Origin of the sequence: Anabaena sp. UHCC 0187 (genome assembly GCF_009712035.1) — a bacterium.
Lineage (GTDB): Bacteria > Cyanobacteriota > Cyanobacteriia > Cyanobacteriales > Nostocaceae > Dolichospermum.
This window is the reverse complement of record NZ_VILB01000009.1, coordinates 24140-40734: the sequence shown is the minus strand read 5'-3', so window position 1 is coordinate 40734 and position 16595 is coordinate 24140. Positions and strand designations below refer to the sequence as shown.

The following is a 16595-nucleotide window of genomic DNA, read 5'->3' as shown; positions in this document are numbered from 1 at the left end:
CTTTGGGAGCAAGACCTAAGAGAAAAAAGCCGTTAAAATAATTGCAGTATTACATCACCAATCATATTTTTTAAAGGTTAAATGGCGGCTTGAATCAAAATGACTTCACTACTCCCTCGAAACCTCAGCGTTGTTATCCGACCAGTCCAACATAGGGATTTGGACGGAATTGATCGCTTAACTCAAGAATCATTGTCCCATCTTTCTCCCCAAGAAGCTGGTGCAGCCGTGCAGCAAATGCAATGGCTACGACGCTGGTATGGGTTACTCAAATTCTTAAGTTGGTTTCCCAACCCATTACAGTACCGCTTCTGGGGCTATGTTGCTGAACAGGGACGGATACTTTTGGGAATGATTCAAGTATCACCATTTAACCGAACCCGCAGCACTTGGCGCATTGATAAAGTGATGTTAGAAGGTACTGGCGATAGGATGGGAGTAGGTTCCCAACTACTACGCCATTGCTTTGAATCAATTTTAGAAGCGCGGACGTGGATATTAGAAGTTAATATCAATGACGTTGATGCCTTAGCCCTGTATCGGCACAATGGATTTCAACGGCTGGCAGAAATGACCTACTGGGAAATTAGTCCCCAGTTATTAGCCGAATTAATCCAAACCGAACCAGATTTACCCAACCTATTACCGGTGAGTAATGCTGATGCTCCCTTGCTATATCAACTAGATACAGCATCAATGCCTCCTTTGGTAAGGCAAGTATTTGACCGGCACACCCACGACTTTAAAACCACTTTGTTTGGGGCTATTGCTGATGCCCTCAAGCAGTGGATGACGAAAAGTGAGGTAGTGAGTGGTTATGTCTTTGAACCCCAGCGGAAAGCAGCCATTGGTTATTTTCAGGTGCAACTTGATCGCACAGGTAGCAAGCCTCATGTAGCAACTCTTACGGTTCATCCGGCTTATACTTGGTTATATCCTGAACTATTATCTCAATTAGCCCGCATTGCTCAAGATTTTCCCCAACAAGGATTACAATTAGCTTCTTCAGACTATCAACCAGAGAGAGAAGCATATTTAGAGCGCATTGGGGCTAAACGCAGAGAACATACCCTGATCATGTCTCGCTCAGTCTGGCATAAACTGCGAGAATCGAAATTTGTCTCCCTAGAAGGGATTCAGTGGCAAGAAATGTTACAAGGACTCCAACCAACTCGGAAACCTATCCCTGGGGGGATGTCATGGGTGCCGCAAACACAGCAGGTACAGCCAGAAAGAGCTATACCGATGCAGTCAGAAATTGTGGCTTTCACCCATAAAACCTCTAATATGGATACACCTTGTCAGTCAGACTCAGCCGCAGATGAACCCCAGGAGCAACAATAGCGTGATCTCTCAACAGCAATCAAAATCATTTATCTCCGCTTTGGGCGTGGATGTTGGTAGTAAACGCATCGGGTTAGCGGGATGTGATGGGACTGGTCTAATTGCTACAGGGATTACAACAATTGAGCGTAAGTCTTTTGTTGAAGATGTAGAGAAAATTCAACAAATAGTCAATGAGCGACAGGTACAAATTCTCGTTGTTGGTTTACCTTATTCAATGGACGGTACTATAGGGTTTCAAGCCCGTCATGTCCAGAAATTTGCCGCTAGACTAGCGACTGCGCTCAAACTTCCTTTGGAATATATGGATGAAAGATTAACTTCTTATCAAGCAGAACAACTGATAATAGCTGAGAATCGTTCCCCGTCTAGGAATAAGGGTTTAATTGATCGTAAGGCTGCTGCATTGATTTTACAACAATGGCTAGATGCTAGACGCAGTTCTGTACAGAGATCAGTAGCATTTACCGATGAGTGATTCCTTTTAACATGGTATTCTAAAAACTATTGCTTGTATCTCTGAATTTATGGTTGACATCGGCTGTCATTTAACGGTTTAATGATTTCCATATTTAAGAGTATTGTTAAAATTACATAATTCAGCTATGAATTCATCTCCCTTTTCTGAAGACAATGATCCCGATTCCGAAAGTTCTCTGATTTTAACAGATGAACTAAAACGGACACTAGAATGTTACATTGAGCATAATCTCTCAGTAGAGGGAGAAAAATATGTTCTCCTTCTCCCTGTGGATGCACCAATAGAAATTTTTGCCTGGCAAGCTGATGGCGACGAAGAAGAAGCCGTCTTGGTGGAAGATGATGATATCATTGACGAAATTTTTGGCACTGCTCAAGCTGTGCTTTCTGAGCAAAACCTGATTCTCAAGAATACTGCTTATGCCTTGACTGTAGCAGGTGAGTTGCCTCCTGAAGATGAATCGAAATTCTTCACTTTAGAACTTGACGATGAAGAAAACGGTTTAGAACCAGAGCAATTAATGGAAATTGCCACTTTTTATCATGATGAACAAGAGTATGCAATTTATACTCCCCTTGATCCTCTGCTCTTTTTTGCCAGAATTACAAAAAATGGTGAACCAGAACTACTTTCTCCTGAAGAGTTCCGTAAATTTCAACCCCTGTTAGAAGAACATCTGTTTAATGAAGTTGAGTAATTGGTAATTGGTAATTGGTAATTGGTAATTGGTAATTTAATTACTCTTACCTCTTACCTTTATGAAAGAAGATAAAACTATGACTCGCAACCATCTATTAGAGCCTAACTTGATGTTAGCCGGTTCAGTTTTAACACTGACACCAGATGTAATTAAACAATATGGGCTGAAAGGGCTGGTATTAGATGTGGATGAAACTTTAGTACCTATGACAACAAGTTCTACTTTCCCGGAACTGCAAGCATGGATAGAAGAAATTCGTACTTGTACAGCATTGTGGTTAGTCAGTAATAATTTAAGTGAAGCGCGAATTGGTGGTATTGCCCGTTCTCTCAATTTACCTTACTATTTAGGTGCAGCTAAACCCTCCCGTCGGAAAATTCGGGCAGCGTTGCAAGAGATGAATTTACCAGCACATCAAGTAGGCATGGTAGGCGATCGCTTGTTTACAGATGTCTTAGCCGGTAATCGTCTAGGAATGTTTACAATTTTAGTTGAGCCAATTATCCATCCCGATTTTACAGCCCTCCGTTCCCATCCTATCCGCAACATTGAAGTTTGGATATCAGAGATATTAGGCGCATCCATTAGAATGAAAAATTAAAAATTAAAAATTAACAAACATATTTGGTGGTATGTTTATAAGTGATTTTTAGTTTTTGGATACAAATATTCACAAAGATTTATAATTTGTCAAGGAAATAAATATAAAAAAATAGTTAAGAAAATCTATAGTTTGCACAAGATCAGCGATTATTACTGTTAATAACATCAGGGTCAGCCAAAAAAGACCCTAGCAGATAACAGATAAATATAAATCCGTACAGCGTCAACCTTCACCATAGAGGGATTGGCGCTGTATAATTTTTTGGGGACAACTAATAACTGACAAATGACCAAAACAATTGTTGTTAAAATCGGTACTTCTAGCCTAACCCAACCAGAAACCGGACAATTAGCCCTTTCTAGCATTGCTACTTTAGCAGAAACTCTTTGTGATTTAAGACGACAGGGACACCGGGTAATTTTAGTTTCCTCCGGTGCTGTGGGAGTCGGTTGTGCGCGGTTAGGTTTAACGGAACGTCCCAAAACCATAGCTTTAAAACAGGCTGTAGCAGCAGTTGGGCAAGGTAGATTAATGCGTATATATGATGATTTATTTAGTATTTTGCAACAACCAATTGCTCAAGTGTTATTAACAAGGGCAGATTTGGTACAACGTAGCCGCTATCTTAATGCTAATAATACCTTTCAAGAATTATTGGGTTTAGGTGTAATTCCCATAGTCAATGAAAATGATACAGTAGCTGTAGAAGAATTAAAATTTGGAGATAATGATACCCTGTCTGCATTAGTAGCCAGTTTAGTAGAAGCAGATTGGCTATTTTTGTTAACGGATGTTGATAAATTATACTCAGCCGATCCTCGTTCCGTACCCGATGCTAAACCGATTAGTTTAGTTAGTAGTATGCAAGAACTGACAGATTTACAGATTCAAACTGGTGGACAGGGTTCTCAATGGGGAACTGGGGGAATGATGACTAAAATTTCTGCGGCTAGAATTGCGATCGCTGCTGGTATCCGTACAGTCATTACTCAAGGACAGTTTCCCCGGAACATTGAAAAAATTATTCAAGGGGAACTCATCGGTACACACTTTGCACCCCAACCAGAACCAACTTCAGCCCGCAAACGCTGGATAGCTTATGGTTTGATTCCGGGGGGAAAATTATATTTAGATCAGGGAGCGATTTTAGCAGTTCTAAAAGCCGGAAAATCCCTATTAGCAGCGGGAATTAAAGCCGTAGAAGGGGAATTTGACAATCAAGAAGCGGTGCAATTATGTGATATTGATGGCCATGAAATTGCTAGAGGATTGGTGAATTATAATAGCAAGGAATTGCAGCAAATTTGCGGACGACATTCACGGGAAATTCCGGCAATTTTAGGTTATGAGGGGGCTGATACTGTGATTCACAGAGATAATTTAGTTTTGATTTAAATACAGAATTTCTTGTAGAAGGATTCAGGAGGCAGAAGTCAGGAGTCAGGAGAAGAAAGAAGAAAGAAGAAAATTACCAATTTACCAATTACCAATTACCAATTACCAAATTGTGAACCTACTCCGTTTAATACCAATTTTTGATAATTCCGTTTCTAGCTGGGGTTTAGAAGCCCGATTATTACGCTGGCTAACATTAATGTGGATGTTTATTGGCTTAATCATCCTCTTTTCTGCATCCTATCCCGTTGCTGATGAACGTCAAGGTGACGGTTTATATTATTTCAAACGTCAAATTATTTGGGCTATAGCTTCTTTAATTATTTTCAACATCATTGTTAATTTGCCATTGCGGAAAATGTTGGGGGTAGCTCATTGGTTTTTGATATTTTTCCTGATGTTGATTTTTATGACTTTAATACCAGGATTAGGAAGAAAAGCTTTTGATGCTGCTAGGTGGATAGCTATTGGCCCAATTCCTATTCAACCATCGGAATTAATTAAACCTTTTTTAGTTTTACAAAGTGCGACACTTTTTGGCCAGTGGGAAAAACAATCTTGGGGAATTCGTTTGTCTTGGTTGGGTGTTTTCGGTCTTGTCCTCTTAGGAATTCTGGCCCAACCTAACTTAAGTACAACAGCACTTTGCGGCATGACAATTTGGTTTATTGCCCTAGCAGCAGGAATACCATATAAATACCTGGGAGGAACAGCTTTTGGTGGGGTGCTGTTAGCATTAATCAGTATTAGTATCAAAGAATATCAACGTAAACGTATTATGTCCTTTATGAATCCTTGGGCTGATGCCACAGGAGATGGTTATCAGTTAGTACAAAGTTTATTAGCTGTAGGTTCAGGTCAAACTTGGGGGTCTGGATTTGGACTTTCTCAACAAAAGTTATTCTATTTACCAATTCAAGATACTGATTTTATTTTCGCAATTTTTTCAGAAGAATTTGGCTTTATTGGCGGTATTTTACTATTAATCATGTTAGCTGTATTTGCAACTTTAGGATTAATTATTGCCCTCAAATCCAAAAATCTCACATCTAAATTAGTTGCAATTGGTGTAGTAGTAGTCATGGTTGGCCAATCATTATTACATATTGGTGTAACTACAGGTGCGTTACCAACTACAGGCTTACCTTTACCTATGTTTAGTTATGGTGGTAATTCGATGGTTGCCAGTTTAGTATCTTCTGCTTTATTAATTCGAGTAGCTAGGGAGGGTAGTGAAGCAGAAGTAGTCCCTTTGCGACGAACACCATCTGAAACTCGGACAAGAAGACGACTTTTTTAGATTCATCGTAAGTATTCAGCTATAGAAATATTGCATACCCAGATCCCCGACTTCTGAGATCAATTTTTCATTTATTCATTTATGGACACAATAAACAAAAGAAGTCGGGGATCTTATCACTGAATCTTTACGATTCATCTTGTCTACTTCTTCACAATATTTTCCCTAAAAAACACCTATTTGTCAAAACTTGATAGTTGCACCAGCCACAGCCAAAGCACCCCAACCAACCATTAATGCTAATCCTCCCAATGGTGCAACTGCTCCCAAGGATTTGATACCTGTTAAACCCAGAGCATACAAACTCCCGGAAAAAATCACCACACCAATAATAAATAACCAACCACTAACTAAAAGCGTAGTCGGTGGATTTTCTAAGCGACTCATGAGAATGGCAACTAACAAAAGTGCGATCGCATGATACATTTGATAACGAGCGCCAGTATCAAATATTTCTAAAGCCCGTTCGCTAATTTTTTCCCGCAAAGCATGAGCGCCAAAAGCACCACCAGCAACAGACAAACCGCCAAAAATGGCGGCTATAGTTAAGAAAAACTGTGTCATTAGAGCTATTAAACATCAAAATGATATGATACAGCCCCTTCTTCATTTACTTGAAAATTTGCATTGAATTCTTTAGCTTTCTTAGGTAGAGTCGAAGGCGGGTATTATCCCGCGCTCCTCTCTGTTAGATCCGGACGTGCCACTTTCACGGCATCCGGCTCCCGATGTTCTTAGCTTTCGCTTTTGCTCATGTGAATATAATCGTGGCAGCTTTCATGAATTGCTAGAAGGTTTTTTGGTTTCCAGTTTTGGTGGTTTCCATCTATATGATGTAAATGTACCTTCTCGTCACTGAGCATTTTTAACCCACAATGACCACATTTATGGTTTTGCCGTTTGAGGGCTTTAGAGGTATAACCGTCATATAACTTACTGTTGCGTTCGCTCCAGTAGGTTAAATCTCCGTCGTATGGCGATTTCTCACCTTTGACATTGGCGTGTTTATTTTCGGAGTAGGAAACTGCTGGGAATGCCTTATCTATTAATTGCTTACAGACATGGCGATTCTGTTTAGTTTCTTTGTTGAATACCTTGAATGCTCTGTAACTGGTGCGCCATAAGGAGAACTTTGACCCATCCATCTTGCAGAAGCGGTGGTAATTCCTCCAACCTCTAACTACAGGGGCTAATTTCTTAGCCTTTGTGGTAGCACCATAATTCGAGTTGTTGACAATGTGTTTTACTTTCTTGCGGAAGGCTTTGAAGTTATCCACTGAAGGGACACATCTAAACTTTCCGTTATTCTGGACTTTGAAATTCCAGCCGAGGAAATCAAACCCATCTGTCGCGGCGGTTAGCTTTGTCTTTTTCTCACTGACTTTCATTCCCCGCTCTGCTAGGAACTGACTGATTTTGTCAAGTATTTCTGTGGCATCGTCTTGGGGTCGGAGTATTATTACCATGTCATCTGCGTAGCGGATTGTTGGCTCAATAATCTTTTCCTTTGAGGTTTTGTCTGTAATTCTGTAACCTTGAGTGTGGTATCTATGAATACTTTCAATTCCGTTTAAGGCGATGTTAGCTAAGAGTGGACTTACCACGCCCCCTTGAGGTGTTCCTTGTTCGGGAAACTCTGGGTTGACTCCGGCTTTGAGACAGCGAAAAATTCCCTGTCTTATGCTATAAGGAGCGATGAGTCTATCCATGATGGCGGTGTGATTTATCCTGTCAAAGCATTTTTCGATATCGAGTTCTATCACTCGTTTATCTATTCCATTGCAAATTGAGCGGAGGTTGAGGAACAAGATTTTTTGTGCATCATGTGCCGAGCGTCCCGTCCTGAACCCGTAGCTGTATGCGTGGAATGTTGCTTCGTGTGCTGGTTCTAATGCGTATTTGACAAGGCATTGATATGCTCTATCTGCAATAGTGGGGACTTTGAGAATTCGGGTTTTACCGTCCTTTTTTGGGATGGGTATTTCACGTAATCCCTGGTGTTTCCAGTCGCTACATTCAGTTCTGAGCTTTTCACTCAGTTGAAACCTTTGCTCGAATGTGAGCGCGGTCTTACCGTCAACTCCCGCTGTCTTTTTCCCAGCATTTAGCTGTGTTACTTGACGAATAGCCAGTAATCTTGCTGCGGTTGATTTCAGAATCAGCTTTTGTAGGGACTTGGCTTTGCGCCTGTCGCCAACTTGAACCGCTTTATACACTCGTTTTTGTAGGCGGAATAAGTTACGACGGAATTGCTTCCAAGGTAACATTTTCCAGGATTCACTAGTGTTGCCACTGTGTCTAATCATGCTCTGCGACCATTTGTGTATTCTGAACACCTCAGACCAATTACGGTCTGTCCTACCCGAATTGAAGGGATTCCGCTGCTCGTCCAGCCTACTTAGGGTTCGACCGCCCTTAGACCCTCAATCCGTTTTTATTCGTTCCCTCGGTTGATTGTTAGTTCCTTTAGGTGTAGCCATTTCAACCACTGGATTCCCTAGACTCTTGCCGCTATCTTTGGCTATGCGGCGGGAATTAGCTCCAGTTCAGTCAGGGATTTTGATGTTATGCCCTGCTTACAATTAGGTTGCTTTTCTAGGCTCTGTTTCACCGTGGGAACTCCCCATTAACGCCAAGTGTCATCCCATAACGGATGTCTGATTGCGTCCTGTTCCCAGCTTCACCCTCTAGAAACCGAGTCTAGTCAGTGTGGGCAGGTAGGGAGTCATACCTGAGTCTGGTAGATGGGACTTTCACCCATATCAGACCGAGAGTTCAACCTTTCTCCCTGATTGGATTAGGTTGGTGAGATTATTTACGGACTGAGTACCGTGATTCACTCACAACGAATCGCACTCTAAATATTGTTTAGCTTCCGCTGCTGGTAATTGAGACTGCATTGCAAAACTTAGCAAAGTTACTCGTCCTTGATTTTGTAGTAACATTTGATAAAATTGCGCTTGTAATTGTTCGTTGTTTTGTTGCTTTAAGGCTTTTTTCTCTTGTTGACTTTGTTTATACAATCCTAATGCTAACCAACTCCCCAATATGGCGCTAGGAACACCAAAAATTATCCCTCCCACAATGGTATCTTTACTCTCCCCAGCCGCATTGGGAGGTGAAAATACCTGTTCCCCCTCTACAGGATATACAGTGATTCCTGATTGTGCTGATTTATCTATTGCTTCTGATACTGATATCGCTAAAAACATGAATCCGAGTGTTAGTAGCCAACCAGCCGCCAGTTTTTCAGCCGTCTTCATAGTTCTAATTCAGATTTAGACATTGCCTGTAATTTTAACCTCACTTCCATCAAGCTTCCACTAATATTGCGAATTGTTGATGATTTAGGTTCTACCGCTCCCGTTGTGATTAAATATCCCTTTTAGATGTCCAAAACCATTGCTGTATATAGGTTTTATCTAAATTAATAGCGATTCCTGCGGAGTGCTTCACTATCGCCTATTTTTGAAGTTAAAATTTGATTGCGGGGATTGGGAAAAATTTTCTCCTTTCCCCTATTATTTCGGTGGTAATTCCGGGTGTTCTTCCGAGTATTTGGAGACTATGGCAGAAACTTCAGGGTTATAAAGCCGCAGATAATTCCAGTAATTACCAAAAACTTGACGGACATAATTTTTAGTTTCATCAAAAGGAATTTCTTCGACAAACTCATCTGGATCTTGTTTAGGTATGGTTCGTAGCCATTTGGCAACGTTACCAGGCCCGGCATTATAACTAGCGATCGCTAACATGGAATTATTACCATATTGTTGATGAGTATAATCAAGATACCAAGTTCCCAATATGATGTTATCGTTGGGATTTTCCAGGTTGAGTTTTTTGATATCTAAATTGATTTGTGGGGCTATCCAAGCGGCTGTACTGGGCATAACTTGCATTAAACCAGTAGCGCCGACAGAGGATTTAATTTTCGCCTGAAAGCGAGATTCTTGGCGCATCAAGGCTGTAACTAACAGAGGATTAAGTTGACGGGAAGTAGACCATTTTTCAATTTCTTTAAAATAGGGGAAAGGATAACGGGCTTGCCAGTAAATACTTTGTCGGCTTAAAGCTTGATATTCGGCTTTTTCTGTGGGTGTTTTCCGGTCTTCTAATTTGGCAATTTTGTCAATACCAATGAGATATTCACCTTTTGTTAATCTGAGCAAACCTTCAGTAAATTGTTCCGCGACACTAGGCTGATTTTTACTTTTAAATTCTGTTTCCCATTGCCACCAAGCATCACGATCTTGTCCTAGTAAATACAATTCTTGAAAAGTCTGAGAACCCGCTGGAGGTACAGGACGTTGTGGGGGGATAATTGTCGGGTTCATCACGCGCAGGTTATCAAAATTACCCACATTTAAACCCAAAATACTCGCAGAACGCCAGGCATAATAAGAGTAGGGAAATTCGCTAATTACACCCTTATAAGCAGTAATAGCTTCCTGTTGCTTGCCCAGAGTCATGGCCCATTTACCGACCCAAAACCCGGCTCTAGGGGCTAAAATGCTTGTTTTGTTATTAATGGTAATTGGTTGCGCCCATTGCCATGCACCTAAATAATCATTACTTTTAGCTTTAGTTTGGGCTATTTTCCAGCGAAATTCTGCGGCTTCATCAGTGCTGCCATATTTACCTAGTAATAATTTCCATGTGGTGTTAGCTGACTGATTATCCTGGAGACTGTCCAGCAGAGTACCTTTTTTGACTAATGCTTGAGGTGCTTGTTCAGGAAATTTACTAATTATTTGGTCAAGATAGGGAATGGAGTCTTTACCTTTAGCAATTTCCGACAATCTTAATAGGGCTGTGCCTGTTTCTGTAGCAGTAGGAAATTTTTGCAGTAGTTGTTTATAAACAGCAATGGCTTTATCTTGCTCTTTATTTAATTGTAATCCTCTGGCAATCCGGTAGAGACTGGTAGCGGTTTTGGGTGCTTGAATATAAGCATCCTTAGCTTGAGTAAATTGATTATTGTTCCAGTAGACTGAACCAATGAGTTCCCAATCTGCGGGTTTGAGTTGTGGCTGTTTCACTAACTGATTTAATACACCCACAATTCCCGGTTCGTCAGCGGCGTATTTTGCTAAGACTAATTGTAAATTAGGCTGATTAGGATTATCTTTTAAGCGTTTGCGGATAATTTCCCAGGTGAGGGGATGGGAGGGAAATTTAGCGATCGCTTGATCATATAACTTTGGTTGAGCGATCGCATAGATAGCTTTAACTACCGCTGCTTCTTTAGCATATTCTTTGAGTACCTTTTGGCGCAAATCCGAAGCTTTTTTATCTTCGCCTAAAATATCATGTGCTTGGGCTTGTTTAAGTAAAATATAAGGTGCTAATACAGGATAGTCTTTTTCCAGTCCTGTCAATAAATCCAGGGCTTTTTTCCCTTGAGAGGTTTCCACATAATCACTGGCCAACAGATAACGAGCGCGTTCCCGATCTGGGGAACTACCCTTTTCGGCAATTTCCGTGAGTTTTGTTAATCTTTCTGGTACAGATTGAGACAATAGAGAAAATACAACTGACTTGGCCTTGTTAGCCTCAGATAGTTTTTCCGGCTTACTCTGACTCAAGTTCAACCATTGGCTCAGGGTTTTGCCAGCTTGGGGGGCTGATACCATAGCCCCGGCTAAAAAGGCACATAGTCCAGCACCAGCAAGCAGATAAATTTGTGTTTTCTGTAGTTTCTTCAACATTGATACTCGCTGTTTGCCTAGCGTCTCAAAGATAAAGTTGCCGACTGATTAATATTTTGGCAACTTTAACATTTAGGGTAACACCTCTCACCAACTTTTATGGATTTGATCCCTCGACTCCACCAATCATCTCAGTGTCTTTAGACATAAGAGTATTAATAAAGCTGTAAATTTGCTGAGTCTGCAAGTTATCTTGTAAAGATGAAGGTAGTACACCATCAGAGAAAATTTGCCTATCTAACTGTACTTGCAAATTACTCAAAGGATCGTTACCTGTCGCAATCAGAAATTCCATTTTCTGAATATAGGGTAAAGTTACGATTTCATCTAAAATCTGGCAGATTGCTTGCAGATAAGGATGGCCTTTTTGTTGATACCAATTGGATTCAGCAATATTAGCTTGGTCAAAACCTAGATGTACAGTTAAAGATGGTTGATCAAATAAAGCGATTCCCAATGGCCGGGCTTCTTCCTGTAACAGTAAATGGTGATTTTTTGATAAATGCCGTAATTTCTCCAACCGTTCATAGCGTTCAGTCACGGATTCCGGTTCATCTTGCCAATGTATCGCTACTGTGACTAGATAAGTTTGTAACAGCATATGTCCCAATTTCTTGGCCTTGGTAGCTAGGTAATAGGAATTGAAATCATTAGACTCAATTAACAGGGGAACACGATCTACAACTTCTAAGCCATAACCCTTAACACCAGCAATTTTCCGGGGATTATTGGTAATCAAACGGATTTTTTTGATGCCCAAATCCATGAGAATTTGCGCCCCCATGCCATAATCACGCAAATCTGCGGGAAACCCTAACCGCTCATTTGCTTCGACGGTATCCAAGCCCATATCTTGTAAAGAATAGGCTTTCAGCTTGTTAACTAAGCCGATTCCCCGTCCTTCTTGACGCAGGTAAACAACGACACCTTGACCCGCATCTTCAATCATTTTCAAGGCGGCTTGTAACTGCATCCGACAGTCGCAACGCAAAGATCCCAAAGCATCTCCTGTTAAACATTCTGAGTGCATTCGCACCATCACGGCTTCATCTCCAAAATTTGCCGGATCTCCCTTGACAATGGCGACGTGTTCTGTATTATCTAGGGTGTGACGGTAGCCGTAAATATCAAATTGACCGAATTGGCTAGGTAGTTTGGTAACAATTTCTCGGTATATCAAGCGATCATTCTGGAGACGATAACTAATTAAATCCGCAATGCTAATAATTTTCAGGTGATGATTTTTAGCATATTCCACTAACTGCTGTAACCGCGCCATTGAACCATCAGGGTTTTGAATTTCGCAAATTACCCCGGCTGGATACAGTCCAGCTAGTCTGGATAAGTCTACAGCGGCTTCTGTATGTCCTGCCCGTTTGAGTACGCCTCCCGGTCTAGCCCGCAGGGGGAAAATATGCCCCGGTCGTCGTAATTCTTCCGGTTTGGTGGCTGGGTTGAGGGTGACTTGGATAGTGCGGGCGCGGTCTTCGGCGGAAATACCAGTGCTAACGCCCAAATGGGGACCAGCATCAATACTAACAGTAAAGGCGGTTTGGTTAGTATCTGTGAGCTTGCTGACCATTAATGGTAAGTCTAGTTCATCGAGGCGATCGCCTGTCATGGCTAGACAAATCAGCCCTCTGGCTTCTACCGCCATGAAGTTAATCATGTCTGGGGTGGCAAATTGGGCAGCACAAATTAAATCGCCTTCGTTTTCTCGATTTTCGTCATCTACGACGACAATGACACGACCGGCTTTGAGGTCGGCCAAAGCGGCATCAATAGAATCAAATTTAAAGGTTTGGGTAATATTAGGCTGTGACACAGAAAATTTCCAGCTATCAACGTAAAGTTTTTTAACAATTTCTTATTGTAAATTGTAGCTTGTTTATCGGAATTAGGGATTTTGTGAGAAATTGACTAAATGACAAGAAATTTTTTGTCACCTAAACAACATGATATTTACTGAGAATGATTTTTTACACAATACGAATGTGATTGGTTCTTAAAGATATTTCTAATTATAGATACGCTAAAAGATACTCTTTGCTATACAATGCTGCGAAAGTTCAATCAGAAGTCATTAGTAATTAGTTAGTAGCTTGACTGCTGATCACTGATAATAGATAACTAAAAGTGGATAAGGATTTAAGATCATGGGAAATTTAAGACGCGTACCAGTTGGAATTGTTGGCGCGTCAGGGTATGGCGGAGTGCAGCTAGTACGACTGCTGATGGATCATCCTGAAGTGGAAATTGTTTATTTAGGTGGTGAAAGCAGTGCGGGTAAATCCTTTGCTGACCTTTACCCACAGTTCGGTAATATAGTAAATTTGCCCATTGAAGCAGTACAACCGGATATTATTGCTAGTCGTTGTGAAGTGGTATTTCTGTCTTTACCCAATGGACTGGCTTGCCAAATTGCTCCCCAACTTATAGAAAAAGGTTGTAAGGTACTGGATCTGAGTGCTGATTATCGCTTTGGTGATTTGAAAACTTATACAGATTGGTATGGTACAGAAAGAAGCGATCGCACTATAGCCGCGACAGCAGTTTATGGTTTACCAGAATTGTACCGCGATCGCATTGCCGAATCAAATCTTGTCGGCTGTCCCGGTTGCTATCCTACAGCCAGTTTACTGGCATTGTCCCCACTTTTAAAACAAGGTTTAATCGTTCCGGAAACAGCTATCATTGACGCTAAATCCGGCACATCTGGCGGTGGTAGACAAGCCAAAGTTAACCTGTTGTTAGCCGAAGCTGATAATTCTCTAGGTGCTTATAACGTCGGTAGACACCGTCACACGCCAGAAATTGAGCAAATTTGTAGTGAATTGGCAGGTCATGACGTAAAAATCCAATTTACACCCCACCTCATCCCCATGGTGCGGGGGATTTTAGCCACTGTGTACGCCACCATGCGCGATCCCGGTTTAGTTCGTGATGACCTGATTACCATCTACAGTGCCTTTTATCGTAATTCCCCTTGGGTGAAAATCTGCAATAGTGGCACTTATCCCCAAACTAAATGGGCGTGTGGCAGTAACAATTGTTATATCGGCATAGAAGTTGATCCCCGCACCGGGCGTGTTATCGTTATGTCAGCCATTGACAACTTGATTAAAGGTCAAGCTGGACAAGCAATTCAATGTATGAACCTGATGCTAGGCTGGGATGAAACCTTGGGATTACCTAAAGTTGGGTTTTATCCTTAATTTGGTAATGGGTAATGGGTAATGGGTAATGGTGTTTACAATCACCAATCACCAATCACCAATCACCAATTACCAATTCCCTACTTTGGTCCTAAACCAACAGTACCAGCATAGACGGCGCGATCGCCTAATTCATGCTCAATGCGGAGAAGGCGATTGTATTTTGCTACCCGTTCACTGCGACACAGAGAACCGGTTTTAATTTGACCGGCGCGAGTAGCTACAGCTAAATCAGCAATGGTTGTATCTTCAGTTTCACCGGAACGATGGCTAATTACTGAACGGAAACCGTTGCGAGTTGCTAAATCAATGGTTTCCAAAGTTTCAGTCAGTGAACCAATTTGATTCAATTTAATCAAAATCGAGTTAGCGGCTTTTTGTTCAATGCCTTTTTGTAAGCGGGTGGCGTTAGTTACAAATAAATCATCACCCACCAATTGTACTTTTGAGCCGATTTTCTGAGTTAGTAATTGCCAACTTTGCCAATCTTCCTCATGTAAACCATCTTCAATGGAAACAATGGGATATTGTTCAACCAATTGTCCTAGATAATCAATAAACTCATTTGGTGAATGGGGTTTACCATCATAGACATACTGGCCATTTTTGTAAAATTCACTAGCAGCCACGTCTAAAGCTAGGGCTACGTCTTCACCAGGTTTGTAACCAGCTTGTTTAATCGCCGCTACTAGCAATTCTAAAGCCACTTGGTTAGATTCTAGGTTAGGTGCAAAACCACCTTCATCACCCACACCTGTCAGCAAACCTTTATCATCTAAGACTTTGCTGAGTGTTGCAAACACTTCTGCACCCCAACGCAATGCTTCTTTGAAAGAAGGCGCACCAATGGGTACAATCATAAACTCTTGGAAATCAACATTATTAGACGCGTGCGCTCCACCGTTGATCACATTCATTAAGGGAACTGGCAATAAATTCGCCAAAGGGCCACCTAAATAGCGATAGAGGGGAATTGCTAAAGACTCTGCACCAGCCTTTGCAGCAGCCAGGGAAATCCCCAAAATTGCATTTGCTCCCAAATTCGCTTTATTGGGTGAACCATCGAGGGAAATCATTAATCTGTCTAAGGCTTCTTGGTTGAGAGCATCCAAACCTAGTAATTTGGGAGCTAGTACCTCATTGGCATTCTGGACAGCCTTGAGTACGCCTTTGCCACCATAACGGCTTTTATCGCCATCACGCAATTCATGAGCCTCAAATGTGCCTGTGGAAGCCCCGCTGGGAACTTGTGCTACTCCGATAGCGCCGTTAGCTAAATGAACTTCGGCTTCAACTGTGGGTTTTCCCCGTGAGTCGAGGATTTCGCGGGCGACAATGGCTTCAATAGCAGTATCTAGAAATTTCGTCATTCGTTGTTTGTCCTTGATTTTGAGTATGTTCTCAGGGTTGAACCTTTACAGTTTACTAATAACCCAATCGCTAGTTTATGTGTTTCTGGGGGAAAATCGGCTGACATTAAAGAAGATTTCCAATAGTGAAGGGTGGTAATGCTCGCTGAGTATGGAAGGAAACATGGAATTTGTCTGAATCAGGATTTACAGGATTAAAGGATTAACAGGATGATTTATTGATAATTTACTTGTTTTGAATACATCAATTGCCGTGTTTATTTTTAATATTTAGGTACAAAATCCTGAGAATCCTCAAATCCTGTAAATCCTGATTCAGACATATAGTTCTACATCTGCTTATGTTAGAATTTTCCTAAAATTACAGAGATTATCTATGAGCAAAGAAAGGATAAGCACAATAATTCATATAGATGATGGTTGTGCTTACGTAACTGATTAGGATGACAATATAAAGTGAATAACAAGTAATATT

General features: G+C 41.2%; 13 protein-coding genes. 7 read left to right on the top strand and 6 right to left on the bottom strand.

Features of this window, described 5'->3' with window-relative positions; all coding sequences use genetic code 11:
- Positions 1 to 99: 99 nt before the first annotated feature.
- The 6 genes from FJR11_RS07950 to FJR11_RS07925 all read left to right on the top strand — a co-directional run bounded on the left by FJR11_RS07950 (position 100) and on the right by FJR11_RS07925 (position 5824).
- The gene (locus FJR11_RS07950; RefSeq protein ID WP_168503171.1) at positions 100 to 1344 is read left to right on the top strand and encodes a GNAT family N-acetyltransferase; all 1245 of its coding nucleotides are present in this window, start codon (positions 100 to 102) and stop codon (positions 1342 to 1344) included.
- Between the two features lies 1 nt (position 1345).
- Positions 1346 to 1822, top strand: a complete 477-nt coding sequence (ruvX, locus tag FJR11_RS07945; RefSeq protein ID WP_168503170.1) for a Holliday junction resolvase RuvX — start codon at positions 1346 to 1348, stop codon at positions 1820 to 1822.
- A gap of 127 nt (positions 1823 to 1949) precedes the next feature.
- On the top strand, positions 1950 to 2522 hold the full coding sequence (locus FJR11_RS07940) for a DUF3727 domain-containing protein (RefSeq protein WP_168503169.1): 573 nt from the start codon (positions 1950 to 1952) through the stop codon (positions 2520 to 2522).
- A gap of 79 nt (positions 2523 to 2601) precedes the next feature.
- Positions 2602 to 3126 carry a YqeG family HAD IIIA-type phosphatase gene (locus FJR11_RS07935; protein WP_168503168.1) on the top strand — a complete coding sequence of 175 codons (525 nt, stop codon included), beginning with the start codon at positions 2602 to 2604 and terminating at the stop codon, positions 3124 to 3126.
- Between the two features lie 288 nt (positions 3127 to 3414).
- Positions 3415 to 4524, top strand: coding sequence for a glutamate 5-kinase (gene proB, locus FJR11_RS07930; RefSeq protein WP_168503167.1), 1110 nt, complete (start codon positions 3415 to 3417; stop codon positions 4522 to 4524).
- 112 nt (positions 4525 to 4636) lie between these two features.
- Positions 4637 to 5824, top strand: coding sequence for an FtsW/RodA/SpoVE family cell cycle protein (locus FJR11_RS07925; RefSeq protein ID WP_168503166.1), 1188 nt, complete (start codon positions 4637 to 4639; stop codon positions 5822 to 5824).
- A 183-nt stretch (positions 5825 to 6007) separates the two neighbouring features.
- Here FJR11_RS07925 and FJR11_RS07920 read toward each other — a convergent pair whose 3' ends face one another.
- From FJR11_RS07920 to ribBA, 5 genes are all read right to left on the bottom strand, one after another.
- Positions 6008 to 6388, bottom strand: a complete 381-nt coding sequence (locus tag FJR11_RS07920) for a DUF423 domain-containing protein (protein WP_168503165.1) — start codon at positions 6386 to 6388, stop codon at positions 6008 to 6010.
- Positions 6389 to 6558: 170 nt separating this feature from the next.
- Positions 6559 to 8130 (bottom strand): reverse transcriptase domain-containing protein, encoded by a 1572-nt coding sequence (locus FJR11_RS07915; RefSeq protein ID WP_168503164.1) that lies wholly within the window; start codon positions 8128 to 8130, stop codon positions 6559 to 6561.
- A 534-nt stretch (positions 8131 to 8664) separates the two neighbouring features.
- Positions 8665 to 9087: a hypothetical protein gene (locus tag FJR11_RS07910; RefSeq protein ID WP_168503163.1), complete on the bottom strand. Its 423-nt coding sequence runs from the start codon at positions 9085 to 9087 to the stop codon at positions 8665 to 8667.
- A gap of 258 nt (positions 9088 to 9345) precedes the next feature.
- Positions 9346 to 11535 carry a transglycosylase SLT domain-containing protein gene (locus FJR11_RS07905; RefSeq protein WP_168503162.1) on the bottom strand — a complete coding sequence of 730 codons (2190 nt, stop codon included), beginning with the start codon at positions 11533 to 11535 and terminating at the stop codon, positions 9346 to 9348.
- 97 nt (positions 11536 to 11632) lie between these two features.
- On the bottom strand, positions 11633 to 13360 hold the full coding sequence (ribBA, locus tag FJR11_RS07900) for a bifunctional 3,4-dihydroxy-2-butanone-4-phosphate synthase/GTP cyclohydrolase II (protein WP_168503161.1): 1728 nt from the start codon (positions 13358 to 13360) through the stop codon (positions 11633 to 11635).
- A gap of 331 nt (positions 13361 to 13691) precedes the next feature.
- Between ribBA and argC the strand changes: the two genes are divergently transcribed.
- Positions 13692 to 14750, top strand: coding sequence for an N-acetyl-gamma-glutamyl-phosphate reductase (argC, locus tag FJR11_RS07895; RefSeq protein ID WP_168503160.1), 1059 nt, complete (start codon positions 13692 to 13694; stop codon positions 14748 to 14750).
- An 80-nt stretch (positions 14751 to 14830) separates the two neighbouring features.
- Here argC and eno read toward each other — a convergent pair whose 3' ends face one another.
- Positions 14831 to 16120 carry a phosphopyruvate hydratase gene (gene eno / locus FJR11_RS07890; RefSeq protein ID WP_168503159.1) on the bottom strand — a complete coding sequence of 430 codons (1290 nt, stop codon included), beginning with the start codon at positions 16118 to 16120 and terminating at the stop codon, positions 14831 to 14833.
- Positions 16121 to 16595: the final 475 nt, after the last annotated feature.

Coding starts and splice junctions, on each gene's coding strand:
- FJR11_RS07950 (WP_168503171.1), top strand. CDS start 100: ATGACTTCACTACTCCCTCGAAACCTCAGCGTTGTTATCCGACCAGTC.
- FJR11_RS07940 (WP_168503169.1), top strand. CDS start 1,950: ATGAATTCATCTCCCTTTTCTGAAGACAATGATCCCGATTCCGAAAGT.
- FJR11_RS07935 (WP_168503168.1), top strand. CDS start 2,602: ATGACTCGCAACCATCTATTAGAGCCTAACTTGATGTTAGCCGGTTCA.
- proB (WP_168503167.1), top strand. CDS start 3,415: ATGACCAAAACAATTGTTGTTAAAATCGGTACTTCTAGCCTAACCCAA.
- FJR11_RS07920 (WP_168503165.1), bottom strand. CDS start 6,388: ATGACACAGTTTTTCTTAACTATAGCCGCCATTTTTGGCGGTTTGTCT.
- FJR11_RS07915 (WP_168503164.1), bottom strand. CDS start 8,130: ATGATTAGACACAGTGGCAACACTAGTGAATCCTGGAAAATGTTACCT.
- FJR11_RS07910 (WP_168503163.1), bottom strand. CDS start 9,087: ATGAAGACGGCTGAAAAACTGGCGGCTGGTTGGCTACTAACACTCGGA.
- FJR11_RS07905 (WP_168503162.1), bottom strand. CDS start 11,535: ATGTTGAAGAAACTACAGAAAACACAAATTTATCTGCTTGCTGGTGCT.
- argC (WP_168503160.1), top strand. CDS start 13,692: ATGGGAAATTTAAGACGCGTACCAGTTGGAATTGTTGGCGCGTCAGGG.
- eno (WP_168503159.1), bottom strand. CDS start 16,120: ATGACGAAATTTCTAGATACTGCTATTGAAGCCATTGTCGCCCGCGAA.